Below are 26,571 nucleotides of genomic sequence, written 5' to 3' on the forward strand. Positions count from 1 at the left end.
CCGCCGCGTCGCGGCCGTCGTACGCTGAGATCTCGATGGCGGGGACCATCGCCCGCTTACGCCACGGCTGTGACGACGTTGCTGCTGCTGGCAGCTTCCGACGAAGCCTTGAAGCGCCCGAGGAAGGCACGCGTCGATTCCTGCTGCGGGTTGTCGATCACCACGCCCGGCGGGCCGCATTCGGCGACGACGCCGTCGCGCATGAAGATCACCTGGTCAGCCACTTCGCGCGCAAAGCCGATCTCGTGCGTCACGAGGATCATCGTCATGCCTTCGCGGGCCAGGCCCTTGATGACGTTGAGCACTTCGCCGACCAGTTCCGGGTCGAGCGCGGAAGTCGCTTCGTCGAACAGCATCACCGTGGGCTTCATCGCCAGCGCACGCGCGATCGCAACGCGCTGCTTCTGTCCGCCCGACAGCTTGTCCGGGTAGTAGTCGGCCCGGTCGAGCAGGCCGACCTTCGCCAGCAGCGCGCGCGCCTCGGCCTCGGCCTGCGCCTTGGGCGTCTTCAGCACGGTGACCGGTCCTTCCATCACGTTGCGCAGCGCGGTCATGTGCGGGAAGAGGTTGAAGTGCTGGAACACCATGCCGGTCGAGGCCCGGAAGCGCGCAAGGCTGCGCTCGCTGGGCAGCGTGGTGCGCGCGCCGTCGAACTCGATGGTCTGCTCGCCGACCGTGATGCGCCCGGCGTTCGGTATCGACAGCAGGTTGATGCACCGCAGCAGCGTCGACTTGCCGGAGCCCGAGGGCCCGATCATCGCGACCACCTGGCCGCGTTCGATCTGCAGCGAGATGTCCTTCAGTACGACGTTCTGCCCGAAGGCCTTCTTCAGGTTGGCGATTTCGATCAGGGGGCTGGCCATGTCAAACCTCTTTCGGGCCGGAGCCGAATTCCATGCGCTTGGCCCAGATCGTGATGGGCAGCAGAACCGCGAAGTACGCGATCGCGATGAAGGTGTAGAGCTCCAGCGGCCGGTACGTGTCGTGCGCGATGACCTGGCCCTGGTAGAGCAGGTCGGGAACGGCCAGCACCGACAGCAGCGAGGTGTTCTTCAGCTGCATGATCGACTGGTTCATCAGCGGCGGCACCATCTTCTTGAACGCCTGCGGAAGGATCACGCGCCGCAGCAGCTGCAGCCGCGTCATGCCCAGCGCCTTGGCGGCTTCGGTCTGGCCGGCGTCGATCGAGATGATCCCGCCGCGCACGATCTCCGAATAGAAGGCGCCGCCGTAGAGCGACAGGCACAGCGTGGCGGCCACGACCGCCGACATCTCGAGCCCGGTCAGCACCGGCAGCGCGTAGTAGAACCACACGAGCTGCACCAGCACCGGCGTGCAGCGGAAGACTTCGATGTAGGCGCGCAGCGGCGCGGTGATGAGCGGGTTGCTCGACAGCCGGCCCAGGCCCGTCACCAGGCCGACGAACAGCCCCAGTACCACGCAGATCACCGTGAAGAGCAGGGTGTAGAGCAGGCCCGACACCAGCAGGCTGCGGTATTTCCAGAGCACGCCGAAGTCCCAGTCGTAGCTGCCTGCACCGCCTCCCAGGGCTCCGCCCGAGAAGTGCTTCAGGGCCGCCCAGGCGCCCGCCAGGGCCAGGACGATCAGCAGGGCCGTGCCGAGCTGGGAGCGGCTCTTCGGCTCGCTCGAAGATTCCACGCTGTCCATCGGGGCGTCCTCAGAACTTGATTTCGGGCGGGAAGGCACTGGCGGGCACGCCCGCGAGTTTCTCCATGTTCTTCAGGATGACGCTGCGGACTTCGCCCTTCGCGCGGACATCGGCCAGCCAGGCGTTGACGGCCTTCTGCATGCCGGTGTCGGTTTCCTTGCGCAGGCCGATGCTCACCGGGGCGGTGTAGACCGGTTGCGGGATGTACATGGTGCCGATGGAGCCGCGCTTGGCGAGCAGCGGCTGGGCCAGCAGGATCACCAGCACCTGGCAATCGGAGCGGCCGGCCTGCAGCGACATCGTGGCGGCGCCGGAGTTTTCCAGGCGCGAGACATCGGCCTTGGGCAGCACGCGCGTTGCCAGCTGGTCGTGGCTGGAGCCGACGTCCACCACGATCTTCATGTCGGGCGAGTTCAGCTGCTCCCAGGTCTTCTGCGGAATGCCCTTCTTGCACACCACCGTGTAGGTGTTGTCGAAGAGCGTGTCGGAGAAGCCCACCACTTCCTTGCGGGCCGGCGTGGGGGCCATGCCGAACATGGCGTCGATCTTGTTGGACTGCAGATCGAGCACCGCGTTGCCCCAGGTGGTCTCGACGTATTCGACCTTGGCGCCGAGCTTCTGCCCCAGGCTTTCCGCGAAGTCGGGGCCGAAGCCTTCCCACTTGCCGGTGGTGATGTCCTTGGCGAAATACGGAATGGCGCCTGCGACGGCGCCGATGCGCAATACCTTGGTGCGCTGCACCCGGGCCAGCGAGCTTTCTGCTGATTCCTGCGCAAAGGTCGAGCCCAGCGCGCAGACGGTTGTCACAGCCACGAGGGCACGGAAAAGGATTCGTTTGGTAAGCACGTTCACTCCAAGCAAGAAGCTCGCCATAAAAAGAAAAGGAAAGTATCGCTTCCCAGCCCGAGTCCGAGTCTAGAAGTGCGGACTGTCACAAGCAACGCGGCACATCGTCAGGACGACGGATTTCTCTCGTCATACCGTCAGAGTCTTCGGCGATATGCAGTCTGGCGCGTCGTTTCGACGGTTTCGGCCGGGCATGCGGCGCTTCGTTGCGCGGGGCGACTTCAGGCCTGGAAGTCATTGTCCCTGTGCCGACAGGCCAAGCTGACGAACGGCGTCGTCGTATCGACGAAGCGCGCAGCCCTTTCGCCGATCTGCTCTCTATCAACTGCCAGGACTCACTTTTACAGTTCTTTTACAGGGCAACGGTGCCCCGCAGGAGAAATGAAATGACCAAAGTGAAGATCGAGAAAGTCCTGGTTCTAGGTGCCGGCAAGGTCGGCAGCACCGTGGCCGACATGATTGCGGAATACCACCGCCTGCCCGTGACGCTGGCCGACGTGAGGCCGGGCCGCGGCGACGAAAACGACCCGCTGGTGCAGCGCATCGCGCTCGACGTGGAGAGCACCGAAGACCTGCGCACCACGTTGCGCGCGCACTCGGTGGTGATCAACTGCCTGCCGTTCTTCCTCGCGCAGCGCGTGGCCACCGAGGCTGCTGCATGCGGCGTGCATTACTTCGACCTGACAGAGGACGTGGCGGCAACCAAGGCCATCCGCGAGATCTCGAAGACGGCGACCTCGGTCCTCATGCCCCAGAGCGGCCTGGCGCCCGGCGTGATCGGCATGCTCGGCGGCTACCTCGCAAGCCGCTTCGACGAGCTCTACGACCTGCGCCTGCGCGTGGGCGCACTCACGCGCAATGCCACCAACAGCCTGCGCTACAACTTCACCTGGAGCATCGACGGCGTCATCAACGAGTACTGCAACCCGTGCGACGCCATCGTGAACGGCCAGCTGGTGTCGGTGCAGCCGATGGAAGGGCACGAGACCTTCACGCTCGATGCCGAAGCCTTCGAGGCCTTCAACACCTCAGGCGGCCTGGGCACGCTGTGCGAGACGCTCGAAGGCAAGGTCCGCAATCTCGACTACAAGACCATCCGCTATCCCGGCCATCGCGACGCGATGAACTTCCTGCTGCACGACCTGCGCCTGATCGAGCGGCGCGACCTGCTGCGCCAGGTGCTCGAGCATGCAGTGCCGCACAGCCGAGAAGACGTGGTGATCCTGTTTGCATCGGCCTCGGGCATGCGCAATGGCCGCTTCGAGCAGGAGACGCGCGTCGGGCGCGTGTTCGGAGCGCCGCTGCGCGGCAAGGACCGCACCGCCATCGAGCTGACCACGGCCGCCGGCGTCGTCGGCGTGTTCGAACTGCTGCGGCAGGGCCAGCTTCCCGCGCACGGTTTCGTCGGGCAGGAGCAGGCACCGCTCGGGCAGTTCCTTGCCACCAAGGTCGGCCACTACTACCAGGGCCTGGGCGTGGCGTCGTTCGCTCCCGCGCCAAGGCCCAAGGGCGAGCCTGCGCACGCCTGATTGATTCGTCCATCTCGCAGCCCGAGTGCGTTACGCACCTGGCTTGGCCCTCGCCGCCGACGAAAATCGAGGGAATGAACAAGAACACTGTTGCCATTCTGGGCGCCGGCATCGTCGGCGTGTCGTGTGCCCTGGAGCTCCAACGCAGAGGGCACGAGGTCACGCTGTTCGACCGCACTGCCCCGGGCCGCGAGACCTCGTATGGCAACGCCGGGGTGATCGCACGCAGCTCGCTGATGCCGTTCAATCATCCTGGGCTGTGGTCGGTACTGCCGAAGCTGTTGAAGAACACTGCGGCGAGCTTTCGCTACGACCCCGCATTCCTTGCGAAGAACCTTTCGTGGGCCGTGCGCTTTCTCGCCAGCGCGCGCGCCAGCGTGTTCCAGGAGACCACTACCGCGCTGGATGCGCTGATCCGGCTCTCGACGTCGGAACACCGGCGCCTGCTCGTCGAAGCAGGTGCGGCGCATCGCTTGCGTACCAACGGGTGGCTGTTTCTCTACCGCAGCGAAGAAGGCTTTGCCGGCAGCCGTCTTTCGCGCGAGACCTTCGATCGCTTCGGCGTTGCCACGCGCGTGCTGGATGCGAAAGAGCTCTCGGACCTCGAGCCTCATCTGAAGCCTCTTTTTCCGCGCGCGCTGTGGATCCAGGACACCGATTCGGTGGACAGCCCGGGCCGCGTCGTGGAGGCGTACGCCAGGCTTTTCGTCTCGCGCGGAGGGCAGATCAAACAGGCGTCGATCAGCGGACTCGGCCGCTCCGGCGCAGGCGATGTCTGGCAGCTCCGTGAGGAGGGCGGCTCGGTGCACGAGGCATCGAAGGTCGTGCTCGCACTGGGGCCGTGGACCCGGGAGTTCGCGAAGAAGTCGCTCGGCATTTCCGTGCCGATGGCGTTCGAGCGCGGCTATCACATGCACTACAGCGCAGTGGGCAACGCCTCGCTCGGACGGCCCGTGTACGACGCCGGCGGCGCCTATGTGCTGTCGCCCATGGAGCAGGGCCTTCGGCTTTCCACCGGCGTGCAGCTCGCGCAGCGCGATGCGCCGAAGAACTTCGTTCAACTCGAACTTGCGGAACGCGCGGCACGCGAAGCGTTTCCGCTGGAAAGCCGCCTCGAACCGGAGGCCTGGATGGGAAGCCGGCCCACATTGCCGGACAGCCGGCCGATCGTCGGCGAATGCCCACAGCGTCCCGGCCTGTGGCTTGCGTTCGGCCATCAGCACATCGGCTTCAACACCGGTCCGGGAACGGCCCGCCTGCTGGCATCGCTGATGCACGGCGAGCCTTGCGACATCGATCCACTGCCGTTCGCGCCCGGCCGCTTTCTTCGATAGCCGACATTTCTGGCGCAGTCGCAAGCCGCCTGTGACATCAATGTCATGGGATTGCGCGATTCGCCAACGCAATCCAGGCCCAATGCATTCATCCGTGCTACCAATGGCACGGGGTTGCACGGCGCAAAGCGAATGGCATGCATGTTGCTGAATTAAATTTTTACAAAAATTCGGCAGATGGCACATTCGTTGGACGACAAGAACGGCTTCTCCCTGGACCGCCGCGTATTTTTTCTTGGCACGGCAAGCGCCCTCGCATTGGGAACAACAGCTTGCGGCGGTGGGGGAGGCGGTGGTTTCTCGATGGCGGCGGGCTCTGGCGCCGCACAGCAGGGAACGGCCGCGGCGGCGTCGGCCGATGCAGTGGCCGTTGCCGATGTCGTTGTCCCCGAATCGACGACTCCATCCGTGGAGGCGCGCAAGTTCGTCCACCCCGGCCTGCTGCACACCGAAGCCGACTTCGAGCGCATGCGCCAGAAGGTCAAGGACAAGGCGCAACCCTGGCTCGACGGCTGGAACGCATTGACGGGCAATGGCCGCGCGCAGCTTGGTGCGAAGCCGCGCCCGCTGGCCACCGTGATCCGCGGCGGCGACGACTCCAACTTCGCGCAGATGTACATCGACATCGCGCGCGCCTATCAACTGGCGCTGCGCTGGAAGGTCTCGCAGGACACGCGCTATGCCGATCTGGCCGTGGTCTTCCTGAACGAATGGTCGTCCACGCTGACCACGCTCACCGGCAATGCGGACCGCTTCCTGGCCGCCGGCATCTACGGCTACCAGTTCGCCAATGCGGCCGAGATCATGCGCACCTACGAGGGCTGGGCCGCCACCGATTTCGCGCGTTTCCAGAACATGATGCTCACCGTGTTCTATCCGCTGAACCACAGCTTCCTGACCAACCACAACGGCGCCCAGATCACCAACTACTGGGCCAACTGGGACCAGTGCACCCTGGCCGCGATGCTGGCCATCGGCGTGCTGTGCGACCGGCAGGACATCTACGACGAGGCGATGAGCTACTACAAGACCGGCCAGGGCAACGGGGCCGGCCTGCAGGCGGTCTACCAGGTGCATCCGGGCTACCTCGGCCAGTGGCAGGAGAGCGGGCGCGATCAGGGCCACTGCACCCTGGGCATCGGCCTGGCGGGCGCGTTCCACGAAATGGCGTGGAACCAGGGCGACGACACGTACAGCTACGAGAACAACCGCTTTCTCGCAGGCGCCGAGTACGTGGCGAAGTCCAACCTGCGCGACGGCAACGGCGACTTCTACACCGTGCCCTTCTTCACCAACATCAACAAGCAGGGCACGCAGTCGGTGCTGTCGACTGCCGGCCAGGGGCACCGGCGCGGCATATGGGAAAGCGTGCACAACCACTACGCGAATCGCCTGGGCATCGCGACGCCCTACACCGCCCTGCAGGTCGCGCAGATGTCCCCTGAGGGGGACGGTGGCAACGGCGACCAACTGGGCTTCGGAACGCTGACCTTCACGCGCGATCCGCTCGCGGCACCGGGAAAGCCGAGCGGGCTCACGGCCCGGGTGCGCGGCACGCAGGTGGTGCTGTCATGGTGGGGCTGCCCCGACGCGCAGAGCTATTCGGTCAAGCGCGCGAGCACCGCGGGCGGGCCGTACACCACCATCGCCCCGGACATCACCGACACGCTCACGTTCACGGACAGCAGCGTCGTTGCCGGAGAAGTCTGGTACTACGTGATCGTTGCGGTAACCGCGTCGGGAGAGAGCGCTGCCTCCAACGAAGAGAGGGCCGCGATCAAGGCCGAGCTGCTGATGCAGCTCAAGTTCGATGAAGCGAGCGGCACCACAGCTGCCGACGCGACCGGCCGGTTCGGCGCCAGCGCATTGCAAGGCGGCACGGCCCGGGTTGCCGGACGCGAAGGCAATGCAGTTGTGCTCGACGGCAAGGCCGGCAGCTATGTCGCCCTGCCTGCGGGCGTGGTGTCGAAAGACCTTGCCGACTTCAGCATCACCGCCTGGCTGTACATCGACAGCCTTGCGACGTGGTCGCGGGTCTTCGACGTCGGCTCCGGCGAGCGTCGCTACATGATGCTGACCGCCCGCAGCAACAGCGGCACGCCGCGTTTCGCGATCTCCACCGTCCACGGCTACAACGAGCAGGTGATCGACGGATCGGCGGCGCTGCCGACCGGCAAGTGGGTGCACGTTGCGGTGACCGTGTCCGGCGCGCTCGGCACCTTGTACGTGGACGGCGTCGAGGCCGGCTCCAATGCGCAGATGAGCCTGGGGCCCTTCGATCTCGGCGCAACGACGCAGAACTGGCTGGGGCGCTCGCAGTTCTCCGGCGATTCGTATCTCAAGGGGCGCATCGACGACTTCCGCATCTACAGCGGCGCGCTGGGCAGCGCGGACGTGGCGGCGCTGGCCCAGTAGGCGATCCGGTAGCGTCTAGCCCAGCCCACCCTGGCAGACGTACTTGATGTGCATGTAGTCCTCCAGGCCATGCACCGAGCCCTCGCGGCCGTAGCCCGATTCCTTCACGCCGCCGAAGGGCGCGGCCTCGGCCGCCAGAGCGCCTTCGTTGATGCCGACAATGCCCGACTCCAGTGCATCGGCCACGCGCGAGATGCGGCGCACGTCGGTCGAATAGAAGTACGCCGCGAGCCCGAAGGGCGTGTCGTTGGCGGCGGCAATCACTTCGGCCTCGGTCTCGAAGCGCGTGACGGGCACCACGGGGCCGAAGGTTTCCTCGCAGCTGCATTCCATCGTCGCGTCGGCATTCACCAGCACGGTGGGTGCGTAGTAGTTGGGGCCGTCGCAGCGCGCATTGCGCAGCCGCTCGCCGCCGACCACGATGCGCGCGCCCCTGGAGACCGCATCGCGCACATGGCGCTCGATCTTGTCGACCGCGCGCGCGTTGATCATCGGGCCGATCTGCGAGTCTGGCTCGGTAGCCGGGCCCACGCGCAGCGCACCGACCCGCGCGGCCAGCTTGTCGACGAATGCATCGTGCACCCGGGCCTGCACGAACACGCGGTTCGGGCACACGCAGGTCTGGCCGCCGTTGCGGAACTTGGAGGCCATCAGGCCTTCCACTGCGGCGTCAATGTCGGCGTCGTCGAACACGATGAAGGGCGCATTGCCGCCGAGCTCGAGCGAGAGCTTCTTCAGCGTGTCGGCCGAAGCCCGCGCCAGGTGCTTGCCCACAGGCGTCGAGCCGGTGAAGCTGATCTTGCGCACGCGCGCATCGGCCAGCCACACGTCCACCACCTCGGGCGTGCGTTCGCGCGATGCGGTCACGATGTTGAGCACGCCGGCAGGCACGCCCGCTTCCTGCGCCAGCTTCACGAGGGCCAGCGAGGTCAGCGGCGTGTCTTCGGCCGGCTTGCACACCACCGTGCAGCCCGCCGCGAGAGCCGGTGCGATCTTGCGCGCGATCATGGCGGCCGGAAAATTCCACGGCGTGATCGCCGCGACCACGCCCACCGGCTCTCTCAACGCGAGCATGCGGCGGCCCGTTACCGGCGCGGGAATCACTTCGCCGTTGGCGCGCGTGGCCTCTTCGGCAAACCACTCGACGTAGCTGGCCGCGTAGGCGATCTCTCCGATCCCCTCGGCCAACGGCTTGCCCTGTTCGCGCGAGACCAGGCGGCCCAGGTCTTGCTGATGCGCCAGCATCAGGTCGTTCCAGCGCTTGAGGATCTGCGCGCGCTGCTTGGCAGGCACCGCACGCCAAGCTGGGAAGGCTGCGTGCGCGGCATCGACGGCTGCGCGTGCGTCGGCGGCCGTGCCGTCGGGCACGCTCGCGAAGACGGCGTCGGTGGCGGGGTTGGTCACGTCGAGGCGGCGGGCGTCGCCGGCCTCGCGCCAATCGGCGCCGATGAGCTGGCGGCCGGGCATCAGGTCTTTGTGTTCGAGTTCGAGTGTCGTCATGGTCGTAAAGTCTTTCTTCAGGCCGCCGCGACGCGCTCTGCAATCGCGATGCCCACTTCGGTGGTGCTCGCCGAGCCGCCGAGGTCGCGCGTGCGCGGACCGTCGCGCAGCACCGCCTCTATCGCGCCCAGGATCGCGTCGTGCGCCGCGCGGCCCGCGCCTTGCCCCTGCGTGAGGAAGTCCAGCATCAGCGCGCCCGACCAGATCATTGCGATCGGGTTGGCGATGTTCTGGCCATAGATGTCGGGCGCCGAGCCGTGCACCGGCTCGAACAGCGACGGAAACTTGCGCTCGGGGTTCAGGTTGGCCGACGGCGCAAGGCCGATGGTGCCGGTGGTCGCGGGCCCGAGGTCGGAGAGGATGTCGCCGAACAGGTTGCTCGCCACCACCACGTCGAAGCGCGTGGGCTGCAGCACGAAGCGCGCCGACAGGATGTCGATGTGCTGCTTGTCGACCGTCACGTCAGGAAAGTCGAGGCCCACCGCGTCGGCGCGTCCGTCCCACCAGGGCATGCTGATCGCGATGCCGTTGCTCTTGGTGGCCACCGTCAGGTGCTTGCGCTTGCGCGCTCGCGCGGTCTCGTAGGCGTACCGCAGCACGCGGTCGGCGCCGTGGCGCGAGAAGACCGATTCCTGGATCACGATTTCGCGCTCGGTGCCCTCGTACATCACGCCGCCGAGGGAGGTGTATTCGCCCTCGGTGTTCTCGCGCACCACCAGGTAGTCGATGTCGCCGGGCTTGCGGCCGGCCAGCGGGCAGGGCACGCCCTCGAACAGGCGCACCGGACGCAGGTTGATGTACTGGTCGAACTCGCGGCGGAACTTCAGCAGCGATCCCCAGAGCGAGACGTGGTCGGGCACGGTCGCGGGCCAACCGACGGCGCCGAAGAACAGCGCGTCGACGCCCTTGAGCTGTTCCTTCCAGTCGTCCGGCATCATCTGGCCGTGCGCTGCGTAGTAGTCGGCGCTGGCCCAGTCGATGGTGCGGCAGTCGAGCTCGAAGCCGAAGCGCTCCGCGGCGGCCTGCACCACGCGCAGGCCCTCGGGCATCACTTCCTTGCCGATGCCGTCGCCGGCGATCAGCGCGATGCGGAAGGTCGGTGTCATTTCGGTCTTTCTCATGATGTGAGGGCCGTGGCGCGGTCCACGTGATTCGCGCGGTCCATCTCGTCGAGCCAGCCCTGGCGCAACTCGGGGACCGAGCGCGCCAGCAGCTCGTAGTAGGGGTGGTGCGGGCCGCGGTCGTAGTCGGCGCGCGCCACCTGCGCGAGCTTGCGGCCATGCTGCATCACGACGATCTCGTCGCACACGGCGCGCACCGTGTGCAGGTCGTGGCTGATGAAGAGGTAAGACACGCCGAGTTCGCGCCGCAGCTCCGCCATCAGGTCCAGCACCGCCGCGCCGACCACGGTGTCGAGCGCCGACGTGACTTCGTCGCACAGGATCAGGTCGGGGTCGGCCGCGAGCGCGCGCGCCAGGTTCACGCGCTGCTTCTGCCCGCCCGACAGCCCACCCGGCAGGCGACCGGCCACGGTCTGGGGCAGCTTCACCAGGTCGAGCAGTTCGCGGATGCGCCTCTGCAGCGGTTCGCCGCGCAGGCCTTTGTAGAACTCCAGCGGCCGCGCCAGGATGCGCTCGATGGTCTGCGACGGGTTCAGCGCCGTGTCGGCCATCTGGAACACGATCTGGATGCGGCGCAGTTCGTCGCGCTCGCGCTGCTGCAGCGTGGGCTTCAGTTCGCGGCCGTGGAACAGCACGCTGCCATGGCTGGGCTTCAGCAGGCCCGCCACCGCGCGCGCCAGCGTGGTCTTGCCCGAGCCCGATTCGCCGATCACGCCGATTGCTTGGCCGCGGTACAGCTTCAGGTCAATGTCCTGCAGGATCGGCTTGGCCGGGCGCCCCTGCGCATCCACCGCGCCGTAGCCGGCCGAGAGCTGGCGCACTTCGAGCAGCAGTTCGCGGCCGTCGTCGGTTGTCCCGGCTGAAGCACGCGGCACCGGCCGTGCGGCGGCCAGCAGGCTCTTCGTGTATTCGTCGGCCGGCGCGGTGAGGATCTGCCCCGTCGCGTTCAGCTCGCGCATGCGTCCGTTGCGCAGCACCAGGATGTGGTCGGCCATCTGCGCCACCACCGCCAGGTCGTGGCTCACGTACACCGCGGTGGCGCGGCGCTCGCGCACCACGCGGCGGAAGGCGCGCAGCACTTCGATTTGCGTGGTCACGTCGAGCGCGGTGGTCGGCTCGTCGAGGATCACGAGGTCCGGGTCGCCGATCAGCGCCATCGCCGCCATCAGCCGCTGCAGCTGGCCGCCCGACACCTGGTGCGGATAGCGCGAGCCGATGCTCTCCGGATCGGGCAGCGCCAGTTCGCGGAACAGCTGCACCGCCTTTGCCTCGGCCTCGGCCCGCTTGCACAAGCCGTGGATCACGGTCGGCTCGACCACCTGGTCCATGATCGTGCGCGAGGGGTTGAAGGATGCAGCCGCGCTCTGCGCGATGTAGGCCACGGTGCGCCCGCGCAGCGCGCGCTGTGCGCGGGCATCGAGCGCCAGCACGTCGGTGTCGCCGATCTGCACCCTGCCCGCCGAGATGCGGCAGCCGTGGCGCGCATAGCCCATCAGCGCCAGCGCGGTGGTGGTCTTGCCTGAGCCCGACTCGCCGATCAGCGCCAGCACCTCGCCGGGCTGCACGGAGAAGCTCAGGTTGTCGACCAGCGTGCTTGAGCCGGCGCAGATGCTCAGGCCCTGGACTGTGAGTGGTGCTCCCATCAGCGTGTTCCTTTTTCTCGCGCGGCGCCGCCGGGCAGGTTGTCGATGACGAGGTTGACCGCGATGGTCAGGCTCGCGATGGCCAGCGCCGGCACGATCACCGAGGCGCCGCCCATGGCCAGCGCGCCGATGTTCTCGCGCACCAGCGATCCCCAGTCGGCGGCCGGCGGCTGTATGCCCAGGCCGAGGAAGCTCAGGCTCGCCAGCAGCAGCACGGTGTAGACGAAGCGCAGGCCCAGGTCGGCCAGCATCGGGCCGACGATGTTGGGCAGGATCTCGCGCAGCATGATGTAGAGCGTGCCTTCGCCGCGCGTGCGCGCCACGGTCACGTAGTCGAGCGCGTTGATGTTCACGGCCAGCGAGCGCGCGATGCGGTAGGCGCCGGGCACGTAGATGATGGCCGCGGTCAAGACCAGCATCGGCACCGAGGAGCCGAAGCCCGCCACCATGATGAGCGCGAACATCTTGCTCGGGATTGCCGTGAGGGTGTCGAGGCAGCGGCTGAGCGTCGCGTCGATCCAGCGGCCGCTGGCTGCTGCCAGCAATGCCAGCACGGTGCCGGTGCCGCTGGCCACGAGCGTGGCGAGCAGCGCGACGCCGACCGTGTAGCGCGCTCCTTCGATCACGCGCGCCAGCATGTCGCGCCCGAGGTAGTCGGTGCCGAGCCAATGCGCCGCACCGATCGGCATGAAGACGTTCGAGGTGCCGGTGGATGCCGTGCTGTACGACAGCAGCCAGGGGCCGAACACCGCCGCGAGCATCCAGAAGAGCAGCACCGCGAGGCCGAGCAGGCCGGAGGCGCCGAAGCCTGCGAGCCAGTGCAGACGGCCGTGTTGCCGCTCTGGTGGCGGCACGGCAGTGGCGGGGGCCGTGGCATTCACAGCTGGAGAAGAGGAGGGGGAAGTGGACGGTTCCATGCTTGCTGCCTCTTCTTCAGCGGTGCCGCAGCCGCGGGTTGGCGACGATGCCGCAGATGTCGGCAGCGGTCACCAGGATCAGGTAGGCGCAGCAGAAGATCATGGCGCAGGTCTGCACCAGCGGCATGTCGCGCTGCGATACGCCGTCGACCATCAGCTTGGCGATGCCCGGGTAGTTGAAGATGGTCTCGACGATGATCACGCCGCCGAGCAGGTACGACAGGCTGAGCGCCACCGCATTGGCGATCGGGCCTACCGCGTTGGGCAGAGCGTGCGCCAGCACCATGCGCATCGGCGAAGCGCCCTTGAGCCGCACCATCTCGATGTAGGGCGCCTCGAGCTGGTCGATGACGGCGGCGCGCGTCATGCGCATCATCTGCGCGACGATCACGCAGCACAGCACCAGCACCGGCATCGCGAAGGCCTGCAGCATCTGGCCCAGCGAATCGATGTCGCTGACGAAGGAAAGCGCCGGTAGCCAGCGCAGCTTGACCGCGAATACCAGCACTGCCAGCGTCGCGACCAGGAACTCCGGCACCGACACCACCGCCACAGCCGAGGTCGAGGCCACTCGATCGAACCAGGAGCCGCGCCACACCGCCGAGGCGATGCCCAGCGCCAGCGCGATCGGCACCGAGAACAGTGCCGTGACAGCAGCCAGCAGCAGCGAGTTGGGCAGGCGGCTGGCAACCAGCTCCGACACCGGCATCTGCGTGGTGGCCGAGCGACCGAGATCGCCCTTCGCGATGCCCAGCAGCCACTGCGCATAGCGCTTGGGCGCGGGTACGTCCAGGCCCATCTGCGCGCGCAGCGCGGCCAATGCTTCCGGCGTGGCGTCCTGGCCGAGCTGCTCCTGGGCTGCGTCGCCGGGCAGCACCGCGGTGATCGAGAACACGATCACCGACACCGCCAGCAGCGACAGCAGCGCCAGCGCTATCCGCTGGCCGAGCAGCTTGAGGATCTGTCGGTTCATGTCAGCGGGCTCATGCCTCGAGCCATACGCTCTCGGCAAAGTTGTAGCCCATGAGGCCGCCGAGCGGAATCGGCGACAGCCCCTTGAGCTTGGAAGTGTGGCCGTCGATGCTCGCGAGGAAAAGCGGAATGCCGATGCCGGCGTCCTGGTGGATCATGGTCTGCATGTCGGCGTACATCTGCTTGCGCTTGGCCAGGTCGGTCTCGGCGCGCGAGGCGAGCAGCAGCTGGTCGAACTTCTCGCTCTTCCAGCGCGACTCGTTCCAGGCCGCACCCGACTGGAAGAACTGCGTGAGCAGCACATCGGCGCTCGGGCGCGGGTTGACGTTGCCGAAGCCCACCTGGCTGTTGAGCCAGTGGTTCGACCAGTAGCCGTCGGCCGGCATGCGCTTGATGTCGAGCTCCAGGCCTGCGCGCTGCGCGGTCTGCTGCAGCATCAGAGCAATTTCCACAGAGTAAAGCGCTGCGGGAGACGCCACCACCGGCACCTTGCCGGTGACGCCGGCCTTCTGCAGGTGGAACTTCGCCTTGTCCAGGTCGAAGGGGCGCTGCGGCAGGCCGCCGAAGTAGAAGCGGTTGGTCGGGTCGATCGGCTGGTCGTTGGCGACCACTGCGTAGTCGAGCGCGATGGTCTTCTTCATCTGCTCGCGGTCGAACAGGTGCTTCATGCCGAGCACGAAGTCCGAGTTGGCGCCGGGGCCCGCGTCCTTGCGCATCACCAGGTCGGAGTACTGGCCCGACTGGGTCACGAAGATGCCGAAGCCGGGCGTGCCCTTCACGCGTTCCACCGAGCGCGGGTTGACCGAGCCCACCAGGTCCATGCCGCCCGACAGCAGCGCGTTGACGCGGGCGCTCTCGTCGCCGATGCCGACGAACTCGATCTCGTCGAGGTACGGCTTGCCGGGTTTCCAGTAGGCCTCGTTGCGCACCACCAGCGAGCGGATGCCGGGCTTGAACTCCTTGAGCTTGTAGGGGCCGGTGCCGATGCCGGTGTTGAAGTCGGTGGTGCCGTCCTTGACGATGTGGAAGTGGAAGGTGCCCAGGATCACCGGCAGGTCGGCGTTGGGCGCGCTCAGCACCACCGTCACTTCGTTCGGGCCCGTGGCCTTCACGCTCTCGATCTGGTCGGCGAGCACCTTGGCCTTGGAGGCCGCGGCCGGGTCTTTGTGGCGCATCACCGAGAAGACAACGTCGGCGGGCGAGAGCGCCTTGCCGTCGTGGAACAGCACGCCCTTGCGCAGCGTGAACACCCAGGTCTTGGCATCCTTGGTGGTGAACGATTCGGCCAGCGCGGGCTGCGGCGTCAGGCTGCCGTCGAGCGTCGTCAGGCCGTTGTAGATCATGTTGCAGCGCGAGTAGTCGGTCTGGTTCGACTGCTTGGCCGGATCGAGCGTGTCGGTCGCGGCAGCGGTGGCCCCCGCCACCCGGATGCGCCCGCCGCGCCGCGGCGTCTGCGCATGGGCCGACACCGCCATGCCCGCCAGGCTGCCGGCCAGCGTGGCCTGCATGCCGCCGGCCATCAGCATCGTCAGGATGTCGCGCCGCGAGGCGCCGCGTCGCAGCGATGCCATCACGCGAAGGCTTTCGTCGGGGCCGACGAGGTTTTCGAAGCTCTTGTTGCTGCTGTCGCTCATGGTGGGTGCTCCTGAGGGGCCGTGGGGTGGAAGAAATCGGAAACGAACGAAAGAGATGACTGCAAGTCCTCAGGCCAGCCTGTCCTTGAGCCGGTAATAGAAGCCCACCGCCGGCAGGAACCACGGCGGGCCGAAGTGGCCGGGAATGGCGGGCCACTCGCGGCCCTGCCAGGGGTTGGCGCCCGCATTGCCGCCCATCACGGCGGCCATGCGTTCGCCCATGTGCACCGACATCTGCGTGCCGTGGCCGCTGTAGCCCATGGCGTAGTAGAGGCCGTCGCGTTCGCCGGCATGCGGCAGGCGGTCTTGTGTCATGTCGACCAGTCCGCCCCAGCAATAGTCGAGCCGCACCGCGCCGAGCTGCGGAAATGTCTCGGCCAGCCCCGCGCGCAGGATGTCGCCGCTCGCGGCATCCGACTGCGGGCTGGAGACCGCGAAGCGTGCGCGTCCGCCGAACACCAGCCGGTGGTCGGCCGTGAGCCTGAAGTAGTGGTGGATGTTCGCGATGGTCGTGTACGTGCGCCGCGCCGCGAGCAATGCCTGCGCGCGCTCGGCGCCCAGCGGCTCGGTGACGACGATGAAGCTGCCGATCGGCACGATGCGCCGGCGCAGCCAGCCGAAGCTGCCGTAGCCGCCATGGCGCGTCGCGCCCGTGGCCAGCAGCACCTGCTGCGCCGTGACCACGCCGCGCCCGGTGTGCAACCGGTGTGCATGGCCCTGGCCGATGCGTTCGATGCGGCTGACCTCGGTGCCGGTGTGAATCTGCGCGCCGTTGCGCTGCGCGGCCGTCGCCAGTCCGTGCGCGAAGCGGCCCATGTGCATCTGGCCGCTGCGCTTGTAGAGCAGGCCACCGTGGAAGCGATCGCTCTGCACCTCTGCGCGCACGCGGGCCGCGTCGAGCAGTTCGACGTCGCAGTCCACGCCGTCGTCGACCAGGCGTCGGGCGCTGTGTTCGAGCGCGGCCATCTGGTTCGCCCGCGTGGCGAGCTTGAGTTTGCCGTGGCGCATGAAGTCGCAGTCGATGGCCTCGTCGCGCACCAGCCGCGCCACCGTATCGACCGCCGCGTCGTACGCGTGATACCAGCCGCGCGCGCGCTCGATGCCGACCTTGGCCGCCACATCGGCGTAGTCGACGGCCAACCCGTTGTTGACGTGCCCGCCGTTGCGCCCCGACGCTTCGGCCGCCACGCGCTCACCGGCCTCCAGTACCGCGACGCGGGCACCACGCCGGGCCAGTGCCAGCGCCGCCGACAGGCCGGTGAAGCCGCCACCGACGATCGCGACATCGACCTGCGCCGGCAACTCATGTGCCTCAGGGGCGAAGGCTGGCGCCGAATCGGTCCAGTAGGAGTCGAGCTTCATGGCGTGGGGCTGGTGCTGCAAGAAAGAAAGATCAGAGGCCGACGACGCCGGGCAGGCCGCCGATGTCCTGGATCTCCGTGTAGCGGTACGCCGGGTTGCCCGGCCCATGGCCGCGATTCACGAACACCTTGTTGACGATGCCCAGGTCGTCCGCCGACATCAGGTCGTAGCGCAGGCTGGACGACACGTGCAGCACGTCTTCCGGGTTGCAGCCGAGCGAATCGAGCATGTATTCGAAGGCCGTCAGGCGCGGCTTGTAGGCCTGGGCCTGCTGCGCGGTGTAGACGCGGTGGAAGGGCGCGCCGAGCATCGCGACGTTCTTCTGGATCTGGTCGTCCGATGCGTTCGACAGGATCACCAGCGGGATTTCCTTCGCGACCTTGGCCAGGCCGGCGGCCACGTCGGCGTGCGGGCCCCAGGTGGGCACCGCGTCGTAGATCTTCTGCGCGTCCAGGTCGAAGTACTGGATCTTCCACTTGCGGCACAGACGGCGCACTGCGTTCTTCAGCACCACCTCGTAGGGCTGCCAGGCGCCCAGCACCTCATCGAAGCGGTAGGCCGCGAAGTCGGCGATGAACTGCTCCATGTGCTCGGCCGGAATGCGATCGGCAAAGAGCTCATGCGACATCTCTTTCATGCGGAAGCGCGTCAGCGTTCCGTAGCAGTCGAAGGTCACGTACTTGGGCTTGAAGGTCATGGTCTCGAATCCTTGGGTTCATTCAAACCGGTCGCCGGCCGGGTCGGGTCGCTTGCTTTGGATGGCAATTGCGACAAGCTCATTACGAATTGATTGCAGCACGCAGCCGCTCCGGAGTTGTAGGGAAAAACGTTGCCCGCCGCGACAAAGCTGCGGTTTGAAGGGGGCGTGGCGGCATGCCATGCGGTCTGCCCTCCATGCGTGCGGCGGCGCACCTCAGTGCGTCGCGGCGAAGTCGATGAGCACGCTTTTGAAGCGCAGGTTGGCCTCGACCGCCTGGCGCCCCAGGTCCTTGCCGATGCCCGATTGGTGATAACCCCCGGTGGGGATCACGAAGTCGGCGCTGCGGCCGTAGCGGTTGATCCAGACCGTGCCGGCACTGATGCCGCGCATCGCCCTCAGCGCGCGGCCGATGTCGGCGGTGTGCACGCCGCTGGCCAGCCCGTAGTGCTCGTGCGCGGCAAGCGCCAGGCCTTCTTCTTCGTCGGCGAAGGTCTGCACCGTGAGCACCGGTCCGAAGATCTCTTCGCGCACGGCGGGGTTGGCGCCGTCAACGCCCTCGATCAGCGTGGGCTGGAAGTAGGCGCCGCCCGGCCCGCCGTCGAACAGGCCGCCGCCGCAGCGCACGGTGGCCCCGGCGTCGCGCGCGCGATCGACGATCTCCAGGATGCGGCCGGCCTGCGGCGTCGAGATGATGGGCGGCAGCGTGGCCGTGTCGTCCCAGGTCGCACCCGGGCGCATCGCCGCGAAGCGCGCCGCGATGCGCTCCACCAGCGCCTCGGCAATGCCGCGCTGCACGATCAGCCGCGACCCGGCCACGCATACCTGCCCCGCGTTGCCGGTGATGGCGCCGGCGATCATGCCGGCCAGGCGGTCGATGTCGGGCGCATCGTCGAACACCAGCTGCGGGCTCTTGCCGCCGAGCTCCAGCGTTACCGGCTTGGGGCCGGTCATGGCGCAGGCGGCCATGATCGCGGCGCCGGTGCGGGTGGAGCCGGTGAAGGTCATCTTCGATATCAGCGGGTGCCGCGAGAGCGCGTCTCCGGTGATGCGGCCATCACCCTGCACGACGTTGAAGAGCCCGGGCGGCACGCCGGCCTCGACGGCCAGCTCGGCCAGCCGCAGCGCCGACCAGGGCGTGAGCTCCGATGGCTTGAGCACCACCGCATTGCCGGCCGCGAGCGCCGCGCCGACCTTCCACGACACCATGACCAGCGGAAAATTCCACGGCGTGATCGCACCGATGACGCCATAGGGCTCGGCCACCACCATGCCGAGGTGGTCATGGCGCGTTGCCGCGACTTCGCCGCCGAGCTTGTCCGCGTACTCGGCGAAGAAGCGCAGGCCCTCGGCCGTGAATGGAACGTCCCACGCGATGGCGTCGCGCACCGGCCGCGTGGAACACACGGCTTCCAGCGGGCCGAGATTTGCCGCATCGGCCTCGATCAGCTCGGCCCAGCGGCGCATCACGCGAGCGCGTTCGCGCGGTGCACGGCGTGCCCAGTCGCTGTGGCGCCAGGCATTCCATGCGTCGCGCACGGCGGCGTCCACCGTGTCGGTATTGGCCAGTGGAAGCTCGGCATGCGCCTGCGCATCGGAGGGCCTGTGCACCACGATACGGCCGGCGTCGGGCACGAGGCGCCCACCGATGAAATGGCCCGAAGGCACGTGGATCTGTCGCGGGTCGAAGGCTTGCATGGGCGTAGGTTGCGAGAACACCGCAAGGGCGGCGATCGATCCTAGGCAGGTTGGCACAGCATTTGTATGCGTACGCAGGCACCGCACCGCAGCGAATTGCAAAACCCGGGCACGTTGCAGCCGAAGCTTGCGAGTTGCAGTGAACGTCGATTTCGGTCTGGCACCGTGCGCCGATGTCGTCCAAGATGGAAGGAACATCCTCTTCGCTACCGAGACCTTTCAATGCCCGATCAGACCCCGAATGCATCCACCGGAGACGGCGTGGTGCTGAGACCGATGACGCCTGCCGACCTGCCGTTCGCACAGGCGCTGACCGACCTGTTGCGCTGGCCGCATCGGCTGGCGGACTGGGCGCAGGTGTTCGCGCATGCCGAAGGCATCGTGGCCGAGCGCGACGGCGAGATCGTCGGCTGTGCCCTGCGCTGGCTTTGGGGCGAACGCCACGCCACCCTCGGCCTCGTGGTCGTGACGCCAGCCTGCCAGGGCCGGCGCATCGGACACCGTTTAATGAGCGCGCTGCTCGACGGCCTGGAAGACCGCACGGTGCTGCTGCATGCCACCGCCGAAGGTCGCGGCCTCTACGAGCGGCTGGGGTTCGTGCGCACCGGCGAATTGCGGCAGCACCAGGGCATCGCGCAGTCGGCGCCGCTGGTGGCCTTGCAGCCAGGCTGGCGTCTGCGGCCTGCCGGCGTTCATGAGGCCGCGGCGCTGCAGGCCCTCGACGCGGCGGCGCGCGGCATGCCGCGCGATGCATTGATTGCCGACCTGCTGTCCACCGCCGATGCCTGCGTGGTGCTCGACCATGACAACGAACCGCGCGGCTTTGCGATGCTGCGTCGCTTCGGGCGTGGGTATTCGATCGGGCCGGTGGTTGCGCCTGATGTCGACGGTGCGAAGGCGTTGATCGCGCATCTGGCCAGTGTGAATGCCGGGCACTTCACGCGCATCGACATCGACTTCGACAGTGGGCTGTCTGAGTGCCTGGAGAGCATCGGGCTGCTGCGTGTGGATGCGCCTACGACGATGGTGCGTGGTGCGCCGCTTGTCACTCCGGCGGGTGGTCCTTCGCTCTTTGCCATCGTTACTCAGGCTGTTGGATGAGCACTTGCTGTTCAGGGTGCGATCACGCCGACGGGAGTACCCGGTGTCATTCGCACGCACCCTGAACGTGTTCCCAGCCGAGTCCCAGTCAATCATGAAAACTACCTTCCTCTACAAATCCGACCCGGCAAGAGGCCGCCTGTGGGCCGAAGTGTTCAGCCGCCGCTCACCAGGCATCGACTTCCGCATCTGGCCCGACATCGGCGACCCAGCGCAGGTGCGCTTCCTCGCAGCCTGGGAGCCGCCGGAAGATCTGGCAACGCGCTTTCCCAATCTCGAAGTGCTGTTTTCCTCCGGCGCTGGTGTTGACCAGTTCGATTTCGCGGCGCTGCCGGCCAAACTGCCGGTGGTGCGCATGGTGGAGCCCGGCATCGTGCGCGGCATGGTCGAGTACGTGACGCATGCTGTGCTTGGCCTGCATCGCGACATGCCGCAATACCGGCGCCAGCAGCAGGGGGGCCTGTGGAAGCCGCTGCCTGTGCGGCCCGCTGGTGAACGGCGCATCGGCGTGCTCGGGCTGGGCTCGCTCGGGCAGGCCGTGCTGGCGCAGCTTGTTGCGCTGGGCTTCGACTGCGCAGGGTGGAGCCGTTCGCGGCACGAGGTCGACGGCGTGCAATGCCATGCCGGCGCCGATGAGCTGCCGGCCTTTCTGGCGCGCACCGACATCCTCGTGTGCCTGCTGCCTCTGACCGATTCGACACGCGGCTTTCTCGATGCGCGGCTGTTTTCGTTGCTGCCCACGGGCGCCGGGCTGGTGCATGTGGGGCGCGGGCCGCAGCTTGTGGATGCCGACCTGCTGGCCGCGCTCGCAAGCGGACAGATCGGCGATGCGGTGCTCGACGTGACCGACCCCGAGCCGCTGCCGCCGGAGCATGCCTTCTGGCGCCATCCGCGCATCCAGCTTACGCCGCACATCGCGAGCATGACGCAGCCGTTGAGTGCTGCGGAAGTGGTGCTCGACAACCTCGAGCGCTTCGAAGCCGGCGAGTCGATGGTCGGCCTGGTCGACCGCGCGCGTGGGTATTGAAGACGGGAAGAAGGAAGACCGACCGCACGATCTGCTGCCTGCCACGCACACAACCGCAGCCTGCTTTGTGCGGCACCCCCAAAGCAGCACCACCTCGTGCGGTGCGCCGCCTAAGCTGAGGGCATCGAAAGCTCCTTCGCTCTCGCTCCCTCCAACACCGTCATGACGCACCCCACCGCATTGCCCCACCAAGCCGCGCTCGACGCAATCGACCGCGCGCATCTGATCCACCCCGTCTCGCCCTGGCGCGTGCATGAGCAGCGCGGCCCCACCGTGCTGTCTTCAGGCCGTGGCGCATGGCTGACCGACGGCAACGGCCACGAACTCCTCGACGCCTTTGCGGGCCTGTGGTGCGTGAACGTGGGCTACGGGCAGGAGAGCGTGGTGCAGGCCGCCACCGAGCAGATGCGCAAGCTGCCGTACGCAACCGGCTACTTCCACTTCAGCAGCGAGCCGGCCATCCGCCTTGCTGAAAAACTGGTGCAGATCACGCCCGCCTCGCTGACCCGCGTGTACCTCACGCTGGGTGGCTCCGAGGCGGTCGATGCCGCCGTGCGCTTCATCGTGCAGTACTACAACGCGACCGGCCGGCCGTCGAAGAAGCAGTTCATTTCGCTGGAGCGCGGCTACCACGGCTCGTCGTCCACCGGCGCTGGCCTCACGGCGCTGCCGGCCTTTCATCGCGGCTTCGACCTGCCGCTGCCCACGCAGCACTACATTGCGTCGCCTTACGCCTATCGCCATGCCGACGGCGCCGACCCGCAGGCGCTGATCGCCTCGTCGGTCGCGGCCTTGCGCGCCAAGGTGGCCGAGCTGGGCGCGGACAACGTGGCTGCCTTCTTCTGCGAACCGATCCAGGGCTCGGGCGGCGTCATCGTGCCGCCCAAGGGCTGGCTGAAGGCCATGCGCGAGGCCGCGCGCGAGCTCGACATCCTCTTCGTCGTGGACGAAGTCATCACCGGCTTCGGCCGCACCGGTCCCATGTTCGCCTGCGAAGCCGAAGGCGTGGAGCCCGACCTGATGACCATGGCCAAGGGCCTCACGGCCGGCTACGTGCCGATGGGCGCGACCATGATGTCGGAGAAGGTCTACGCCGGCATCGCCGACGGCGCGCCCGAGGGCGCCTCCGTCGGCCACGGCGCGACCTATTCGGCGCACCCGGTCGGCGCCGCTGTTGCGCTCGAAGTGCTGCGGCTCTACGAGGAAGGCGGCATCCTCGCCAACGGCCAGCGCGGCGCGGCGCACTTCGCCGCCGGGCTCGATGCGCTGCTCGCGCATCCGCTGGTGGGCGATTCACGCCACCGCGGCCTGCTGGGCGCGCTGGAGCTGGTGAGCGACAAGGCCAGCAAGCGCCGTTTCGATGCGGCGCTGGGGCTGTCCGACCGCATCTTCGCCGCCGGCTACCGCAACGGGCTGGTGTTCCGCTCATTCGGCGACCACATCCTCGGCTTTGCGCCTGCGCTCACCTTCACCGAGGACGAGTTTGCGCAGATGTTCGCGCGGCTGAAGAAGACGCTCGACGAAGTGCTGGCCGCACCCGACGTTCGCGCCGCGATGGCGGCCTGAGCGAACAGGTACGCAAAGCCCGCAAGACCGGCGGCCAACGACGCAGAATCGGGCTTTCTCTCGTTATCAGGCACCGCCATGTCAGAAGCTTTCAAGATCGACCGACTCGACCTTCGCATCCTGGCCCAGTTGCAGAAGAACGGGCGCATGACCAACGTCGACCTGGCGGATGCGGTGGGGCTCTCGCCCAGCCCCTGCCTCATTCGCGTGAAGCGGCTGGAACAGGCCGGCTACATCGCCGGCTATGGCGCGCACCTTCGGCTCGAAAAACTCGGCGACACGCTGACCGTGTTCACCGAGGTCACGCTGTCGGACCACCACCGCGAAGACTTCGTGCGCTTCGAGTCCGCGATCCGCGAGGTCGACGAGGTGCTCGAATGCCACCTGGTCAGCGGCGGCTACGACTACCTGTTGCGCTTTCTCACCCGTGGCGTGAATCACTACCAGGAAGTGATCGAGGGGCTGCTCGAACGCAACATCGGCATCGCGAAGTACTTCAGCTACATCGTCATCAAGTCGCCGTTCATCAAGACGCACTGTCCGATCGAACGGCTTTTTCCTCACGAGCGCTGACCGGCGCCTTCGACCGTCCATGCCTGAACCAAAGCCTCGCTTCCAGCCGCCAGCCCGCTTCGTGCGGCTCGCGGAAACCGACCGGCCCGCGCTGACCCTGCACATCGATGGCGAAGCCCGCACCGCGCTGGCCGGCGACACGCTGCTGGTGGCGCTGCTGAGCAACGGACGACGCGTGCGCGACAGCGAGTTCGGCGACGGGCCGCGCGCCGGCTTCTGCCTGATGGGCGCCTGCCAGGACTGCTGGGTGTGGACACCGGCCGGCGAGCGCCTGCGCGCCTGCTCGACGCCGGTGGAAGAGGGCATGTCGGTGTTCACGCGCCCGCCGGCGGACCACTGGTTGCCGACACCGGACCTGCAGCAGTCGCTGGCTCGCCATGCGCCGGAGGGTGGGGCATGAGCGGGGCGCCTCCTTCTTTTCCTTCTGCTTCGCCACGCATCGTCGTGGTCGGCACCGGCCCCGCCGGCGTGCGCGCCGCGCAGGCGCTGGTGCGCGCCGGCGTGCGGCCCATCGTCGTCGACGAAAGCCGGCGCGACGGCGGCCAGATCTACCGCCGCCAGCCCGAGGGATTCAAGCGCCCTTATGCCAAGCTTTACAGCACCGAGGCCGAAAAAGCGCAGGCGCTGCACAGCGACTTCGACGCGCTGCGCGACCACATCGACTACCGCGGCGACACGCTGGCCTGGAACGTGAGCGAAGGCGCGCTGCATGTCGTGCATGCCGGCGAGCCGCAGACGCTGCCCTTCGATGCCTTGCTGGTGTGCAGCGGCGCGACCGATCGCCTGATGCCGGTGGTGGGCTGGCACCGCGCCGGTTGCTACAGCCTTGGCGCTTCGCAGATCGCGCTGAAGGCGCAGGCCTGCGCCATTGGTTCGCGCGTCGTCTTCATGGGCAGCGGTCCGCTGCTGTACCTCGTGGCCTCGCAGTACGTGCAGGCCGGCGCGCGGGTGGCAGCGGTGCTCGACACCGCACCGGCCGCCAAGCCCTGGGGCGCCGTGGCCGGTTTGCTTGCAAGACCGCGGTTGGCACTGCGCGGGCTCGCGCTGATTCGCGGCCTGCGCCGCGCGGGCGTGCCGGTGCTGCAGGGCGTGGCGCCGCAGCGCATCGACGGCGACGACAGCCTGGGCGTGCAGGCCGTGGCCGTGCGCGATGCCCAGGGGCGCGAGCAGCGCTTCGAGTGCGATGCCGTGGGCCTCGGCTGGCACCTGCGCGCCGAAACGCAGCTGGCCGACATTGCGCGCTGCGACTTCGAATTCGAGCCGCTGAGCCGGCAGTGGCTGCCGCGCATCGACGCCGATGGCCGCAGCAGCACCAAGGGCGTGTACCTGGCGGGCGACGGCGTTCGCATCCTCGGGGCCGATGGTGCCGAAGCGGCCGGCCGACTGGCAGCGCTCGCCGCGCTGGCCGATCTCGGCCATGCACCGGGCCGTGCGCTCTACGACGCCGAGTCCGCCGCGTTGCGTCGCACGCTGGCGCAGATGAATCGCTTCCGCGAAGGCCTGGCGCGTGCCTTTCCATGGCCGCATGCACAGGCTGCGGCACTGCCCGACGACGCGGTCGTGTGCCGCTGCGAGGCCGTGACGGCAGGCGAACTGCGCCGCTGCGTCAACGAGATGGACAGCCATGAAGTCAACCGCGCCAAGGCTTTCAGCCGCGTTGGCATGGGGCGCTGCCAGGGCCGCTTCTGCGGCCACGCCTCGGCCGAGATCGTGGCGCAGGCCAGCGGCGTGCCGGTGCAACTGGTGGGGCGTTTGCGCTCGCAGGCACCCGTCAAGCCGCTGATGATGAACACGCGCGAGGTGCAGGCATGAGCGATACGACGACCACCACCGACGTGCTGGTGCTCGGCGGCGGCCTGATGGGCACCACCGCCGCTTTCTTCCTGCGCCGCCAGCATGGCCTGTCGGTCACGCTGCTCGAACGCGAGCTCGTGGGCCGCCAGGCCAGCGGCACCAACTTCGGCAATGTGCGCAGGCAGGGCCGCGCGCTGGCGCAGATGCCGCTGGCCAACCGTGCGCGCGCCGTCTGGGGCCGCGTGAAGGAACTGCTCGGCGAAGACCTGGAGTTCGTGCCCTACGGCCACCTGCGCGTCTGCTACACAGAGCAGCAGGCTGCGGTGCTGGAGCAGCACGCGAAAGACGTGAGGCCGCTCGGCCTCGATCTCGAACTATTCGATGCGGAGCATCTGCGCCGGCGCTGGGGCATCTTCGCGCCCGGCATCGTGAGCGGATCGCTGTCGCCGAACGACGGCCACGCCAACCCGCGCCTGGCCGGCCCGGCCTTCGCACGCGCCGCGCGGCGCGCGGGCGCGAACATCGTCGAGCAGGCCGAGGTGATGCAGGTCGAGCGCGATGGCGCGGGCTTCGTCGCCCACACGGCGGACGGCCGGCGCTTTCGCGCGGCGCAGCTTTTTGTAGCCTGCGGCGCGTGGTCGAACCGCATGGCCGAACAGTTCGGCGAAGCCGTGCCGATGGATGCGCGCGGGCCGCAGATGGGCGTGACGGAGCCGCTGCCCTACGCCATCGGGCCGTCGATCGGCATCTCTTCGCCCATCGAGCACGAGGGCCTGTACTTCCGGCAGATCGCGCGCGGCAACATCGTCTTCGGCGGCGGGCTCAAGGGGCCGGCGCATGCGCAGCACATCCGCGCCTACGTGAAGCCCGACAACGTGCTGCGCCAGTTGCGCGAGCTGCGCCGCTTCGTGCCGGCCTTCGAGCACGTGCAACTGATCCGCGTGTGGAGCGGCATCGAGGGCTACACCGCCGACTGGCAACCCGTGATGGGCCCGAGTGCCCGCGTGCCGGGCCTGCACTATGCCTTCGGCTTCAATGGAGAGGGCTTTGCGATCAGCCCGGGCGTGGGCGAGACGATGGCCGAGCTGATCGCAACCGGCCAGACATCGACGCCTATCGAGAGCTTCTCTATCGGCCGGTTCGCGAATGAGCTGACGAAGCAGGCGGCCTGAG

General features: G+C 67.8%; 22 protein-coding genes. 10 read left to right on the plus strand and 12 right to left on the minus strand.

Annotated features, from left to right (window positions below):
* Window positions 1–56 precede the first annotated feature (56 nt).
* Genes AC07O3_RS28195 through AC07O3_RS28205 form a run of 3 tightly spaced genes read right to left on the minus strand, consistent with a single transcriptional unit; the run spans window position 57 to window position 2,482 of the window.
* Window positions 57–863, minus strand: coding sequence for an amino acid ABC transporter ATP-binding protein (locus AC07O3_RS28195; protein ID WP_093175330.1), 807 nt, complete (start codon window positions 861–863; stop codon window positions 57–59).
* Between the two features lies 1 nt (window position 864).
* Complete coding sequence (locus tag AC07O3_RS28200; RefSeq protein ID WP_093053866.1) at window positions 865–1,668, minus strand: amino acid ABC transporter permease; 804 nt, start codon at window positions 1,666–1,668, stop codon at window positions 865–867.
* 10 nt (window positions 1,669–1,678) lie between these two features.
* On the minus strand, window positions 1,679–2,482 hold the full coding sequence (locus AC07O3_RS28205; protein WP_495340861.1) for a transporter substrate-binding domain-containing protein: 804 nt from the start codon (window positions 2,480–2,482) through the stop codon (window positions 1,679–1,681).
* A 419-nt stretch (window positions 2,483–2,901) separates the two neighbouring features.
* Between AC07O3_RS28205 and AC07O3_RS28210 the strand changes: the two genes are divergently transcribed.
* From AC07O3_RS28210 to AC07O3_RS28220, 3 genes are all read left to right on the plus strand, one after another.
* The gene (locus tag AC07O3_RS28210) at window positions 2,902–4,044 is read left to right on the plus strand and encodes a saccharopine dehydrogenase family protein (RefSeq protein WP_093175327.1); all 1,143 of its coding nucleotides are present in this window, start codon (window positions 2,902–2,904) and stop codon (window positions 4,042–4,044) included.
* 74 nt (window positions 4,045–4,118) lie between these two features.
* Window positions 4,119–5,378 carry an NAD(P)/FAD-dependent oxidoreductase gene (locus tag AC07O3_RS28215; protein WP_495340862.1) on the plus strand — a complete coding sequence of 420 codons (1,260 nt, stop codon included), beginning with the start codon at window positions 4,119–4,121 and terminating at the stop codon, window positions 5,376–5,378.
* A 177-nt stretch (window positions 5,379–5,555) separates the two neighbouring features.
* Window positions 5,556–7,793: a LamG-like jellyroll fold domain-containing protein gene (locus AC07O3_RS28220; RefSeq protein ID WP_495340863.1), complete on the plus strand. Its 2,238-nt coding sequence runs from the start codon at window positions 5,556–5,558 to the stop codon at window positions 7,791–7,793.
* Window positions 7,794–7,808: 15 nt separating this feature from the next.
* On the opposite strand, the gene AC07O3_RS28225 is transcribed toward AC07O3_RS28220, so the two are convergent.
* The 9 genes from AC07O3_RS28225 to AC07O3_RS28265 form a co-directional block, all read right to left on the minus strand.
* A complete protein-coding gene (locus AC07O3_RS28225; protein ID WP_495340864.1) occupies window positions 7,809–9,293 on the minus strand; it encodes an NAD-dependent succinate-semialdehyde dehydrogenase in 1,485 nt (494 codons plus the stop codon).
* 17 nt (window positions 9,294–9,310) lie between these two features.
* Window positions 9,311–10,399 carry a tartrate dehydrogenase gene (locus AC07O3_RS28230; RefSeq protein ID WP_093076886.1) on the minus strand — a complete coding sequence of 363 codons (1,089 nt, stop codon included), beginning with the start codon at window positions 10,397–10,399 and terminating at the stop codon, window positions 9,311–9,313.
* Between the two features lie 11 nt (window positions 10,400–10,410).
* On the minus strand, window positions 10,411–12,057 hold the full coding sequence (locus AC07O3_RS28235) for an ABC transporter ATP-binding protein (protein WP_495340865.1): 1,647 nt from the start codon (window positions 12,055–12,057) through the stop codon (window positions 10,411–10,413).
* Window positions 12,057–12,974: an ABC transporter permease gene (locus AC07O3_RS28240; RefSeq protein WP_495340866.1), complete on the minus strand. Its 918-nt coding sequence runs from the start codon at window positions 12,972–12,974 to the stop codon at window positions 12,057–12,059. Before AC07O3_RS28240 ends, AC07O3_RS28235 begins: the two co-directional genes overlap by 1 nt.
* 16 nt (window positions 12,975–12,990) lie before the next feature.
* A complete protein-coding gene (locus tag AC07O3_RS28245; RefSeq protein ID WP_097200506.1) occupies window positions 12,991–13,947 on the minus strand; it encodes an ABC transporter permease in 957 nt (318 codons plus the stop codon).
* A 10-nt stretch (window positions 13,948–13,957) separates the two neighbouring features.
* Window positions 13,958–15,580, minus strand: a complete 1,623-nt coding sequence (locus AC07O3_RS28250) for an ABC transporter substrate-binding protein (protein ID WP_495340867.1) — start codon at window positions 15,578–15,580, stop codon at window positions 13,958–13,960.
* 69 nt (window positions 15,581–15,649) lie between these two features.
* A complete protein-coding gene (locus AC07O3_RS28255; RefSeq protein ID WP_495340868.1) occupies window positions 15,650–16,942 on the minus strand; it encodes an NAD(P)/FAD-dependent oxidoreductase in 1,293 nt (430 codons plus the stop codon).
* A 31-nt stretch (window positions 16,943–16,973) separates the two neighbouring features.
* A complete protein-coding gene (locus tag AC07O3_RS28260; protein ID WP_093053896.1) occupies window positions 16,974–17,639 on the minus strand; it encodes a haloacid dehalogenase type II in 666 nt (221 codons plus the stop codon).
* A 216-nt stretch (window positions 17,640–17,855) separates the two neighbouring features.
* Window positions 17,856–19,337 (minus strand): aldehyde dehydrogenase family protein, encoded by a 1,482-nt coding sequence (locus tag AC07O3_RS28265; protein ID WP_495340869.1) that lies wholly within the window; start codon window positions 19,335–19,337, stop codon window positions 17,856–17,858.
* A gap of 222 nt (window positions 19,338–19,559) precedes the next feature.
* Here AC07O3_RS28265 and AC07O3_RS28270 point away from each other — a divergent pair, with 222 nt between their 5' ends.
* From AC07O3_RS28270 to AC07O3_RS28300, 7 genes are all read left to right on the plus strand, one after another.
* Complete coding sequence (locus AC07O3_RS28270) at window positions 19,560–20,438, plus strand: GNAT family N-acetyltransferase (protein ID WP_495340870.1); 879 nt, start codon at window positions 19,560–19,562, stop codon at window positions 20,436–20,438.
* Between the two features lie 94 nt (window positions 20,439–20,532).
* Window positions 20,533–21,465: a 2-hydroxyacid dehydrogenase gene (locus tag AC07O3_RS28275; protein WP_495340871.1), complete on the plus strand. Its 933-nt coding sequence runs from the start codon at window positions 20,533–20,535 to the stop codon at window positions 21,463–21,465.
* A 162-nt stretch (window positions 21,466–21,627) separates the two neighbouring features.
* Entirely contained in the window at window positions 21,628–23,031 is a 1,404-nt protein-coding gene (locus AC07O3_RS28280; protein WP_307615384.1) for an aspartate aminotransferase family protein, read from the plus strand.
* A gap of 78 nt (window positions 23,032–23,109) precedes the next feature.
* The gene (locus AC07O3_RS28285) at window positions 23,110–23,604 is read left to right on the plus strand and encodes an Lrp/AsnC family transcriptional regulator (protein WP_097200498.1); all 495 of its coding nucleotides are present in this window, start codon (window positions 23,110–23,112) and stop codon (window positions 23,602–23,604) included.
* Window positions 23,605–23,623: 19 nt separating this feature from the next.
* Window positions 23,624–24,004: a (2Fe-2S)-binding protein gene (locus AC07O3_RS28290; protein WP_093076901.1), complete on the plus strand. Its 381-nt coding sequence runs from the start codon at window positions 23,624–23,626 to the stop codon at window positions 24,002–24,004.
* Window positions 24,001–25,416, plus strand: coding sequence for an FAD/NAD(P)-dependent oxidoreductase (locus tag AC07O3_RS28295; RefSeq protein WP_495340872.1), 1,416 nt, complete (start codon window positions 24,001–24,003; stop codon window positions 25,414–25,416). The genes AC07O3_RS28290 and AC07O3_RS28295 overlap by 4 nt, the downstream gene beginning before the upstream one ends.
* Window positions 25,413–26,570, plus strand: a complete 1,158-nt coding sequence (locus tag AC07O3_RS28300; protein WP_093076903.1) for an NAD(P)/FAD-dependent oxidoreductase — start codon at window positions 25,413–25,415, stop codon at window positions 26,568–26,570. Before AC07O3_RS28295 ends, AC07O3_RS28300 begins: the two co-directional genes overlap by 4 nt.
* Window position 26,571 lies beyond the last annotated feature (1 nt).

The organism is Variovorax sp. GW821-FHT09D05, assembly GCF_059416325.1.

Bases quoted from the DNA above. Each gene is read 5' to 3' on its own strand.
- AC07O3_RS28210 (WP_093175327.1), top strand. From the start codon at position 2,902: ATGACCAAAGTGAAGATCGAGAAAGTCCTGGTTCTAGGTGCCGGCAAG.
- AC07O3_RS28275 (WP_495340871.1), top strand. From the start codon at position 20,533: ATGAAAACTACCTTCCTCTACAAATCCGACCCGGCAAGAGGCCGCCTG.
- AC07O3_RS28220 (WP_495340863.1), top strand. From the start codon at position 5,556: ATGGCACATTCGTTGGACGACAAGAACGGCTTCTCCCTGGACCGCCGC.
- AC07O3_RS28250 (WP_495340867.1), bottom strand. From the start codon at position 15,580: ATGAGCGACAGCAGCAACAAGAGCTTCGAAAACCTCGTCGGCCCCGAC.
- AC07O3_RS28300 (WP_093076903.1), top strand. From the start codon at position 25,413: ATGAGCGATACGACGACCACCACCGACGTGCTGGTGCTCGGCGGCGGC.
- AC07O3_RS28245 (WP_097200506.1), bottom strand. From the start codon at position 13,947: ATGAACCGACAGATCCTCAAGCTGCTCGGCCAGCGGATAGCGCTGGCG.
- AC07O3_RS28260 (WP_093053896.1), bottom strand. From the start codon at position 17,639: ATGACCTTCAAGCCCAAGTACGTGACCTTCGACTGCTACGGAACGCTG.
- AC07O3_RS28235 (WP_495340865.1), bottom strand. From the start codon at position 12,057: ATGGGAGCACCACTCACAGTCCAGGGCCTGAGCATCTGCGCCGGCTCA.
- AC07O3_RS28295 (WP_495340872.1), top strand. From the start codon at position 24,001: ATGAGCGGGGCGCCTCCTTCTTTTCCTTCTGCTTCGCCACGCATCGTC.
- AC07O3_RS28215 (WP_495340862.1), top strand. From the start codon at position 4,119: ATGAACAAGAACACTGTTGCCATTCTGGGCGCCGGCATCGTCGGCGTG.
- AC07O3_RS28270 (WP_495340870.1), top strand. From the start codon at position 19,560: ATGCCCGATCAGACCCCGAATGCATCCACCGGAGACGGCGTGGTGCTG.
- AC07O3_RS28200 (WP_093053866.1), bottom strand. From the start codon at position 1,668: ATGGACAGCGTGGAATCTTCGAGCGAGCCGAAGAGCCGCTCCCAGCTC.
- AC07O3_RS28290 (WP_093076901.1), top strand. From the start codon at position 23,624: ATGCCTGAACCAAAGCCTCGCTTCCAGCCGCCAGCCCGCTTCGTGCGG.
- AC07O3_RS28265 (WP_495340869.1), bottom strand. From the start codon at position 19,337: ATGCAAGCCTTCGACCCGCGACAGATCCACGTGCCTTCGGGCCATTTC.
- AC07O3_RS28285 (WP_097200498.1), top strand. From the start codon at position 23,110: ATGTCAGAAGCTTTCAAGATCGACCGACTCGACCTTCGCATCCTGGCC.
- AC07O3_RS28230 (WP_093076886.1), bottom strand. From the start codon at position 10,399: ATGACACCGACCTTCCGCATCGCGCTGATCGCCGGCGACGGCATCGGC.
- AC07O3_RS28240 (WP_495340866.1), bottom strand. From the start codon at position 12,974: ATGGAACCGTCCACTTCCCCCTCCTCTTCTCCAGCTGTGAATGCCACG.
- AC07O3_RS28225 (WP_495340864.1), bottom strand. From the start codon at position 9,293: ATGACGACACTCGAACTCGAACACAAAGACCTGATGCCCGGCCGCCAG.
- AC07O3_RS28255 (WP_495340868.1), bottom strand. From the start codon at position 16,942: ATGAAGCTCGACTCCTACTGGACCGATTCGGCGCCAGCCTTCGCCCCT.
- AC07O3_RS28195 (WP_093175330.1), bottom strand. From the start codon at position 863: ATGGCCAGCCCCCTGATCGAAATCGCCAACCTGAAGAAGGCCTTCGGG.
- AC07O3_RS28280 (WP_307615384.1), top strand. From the start codon at position 21,628: ATGACGCACCCCACCGCATTGCCCCACCAAGCCGCGCTCGACGCAATC.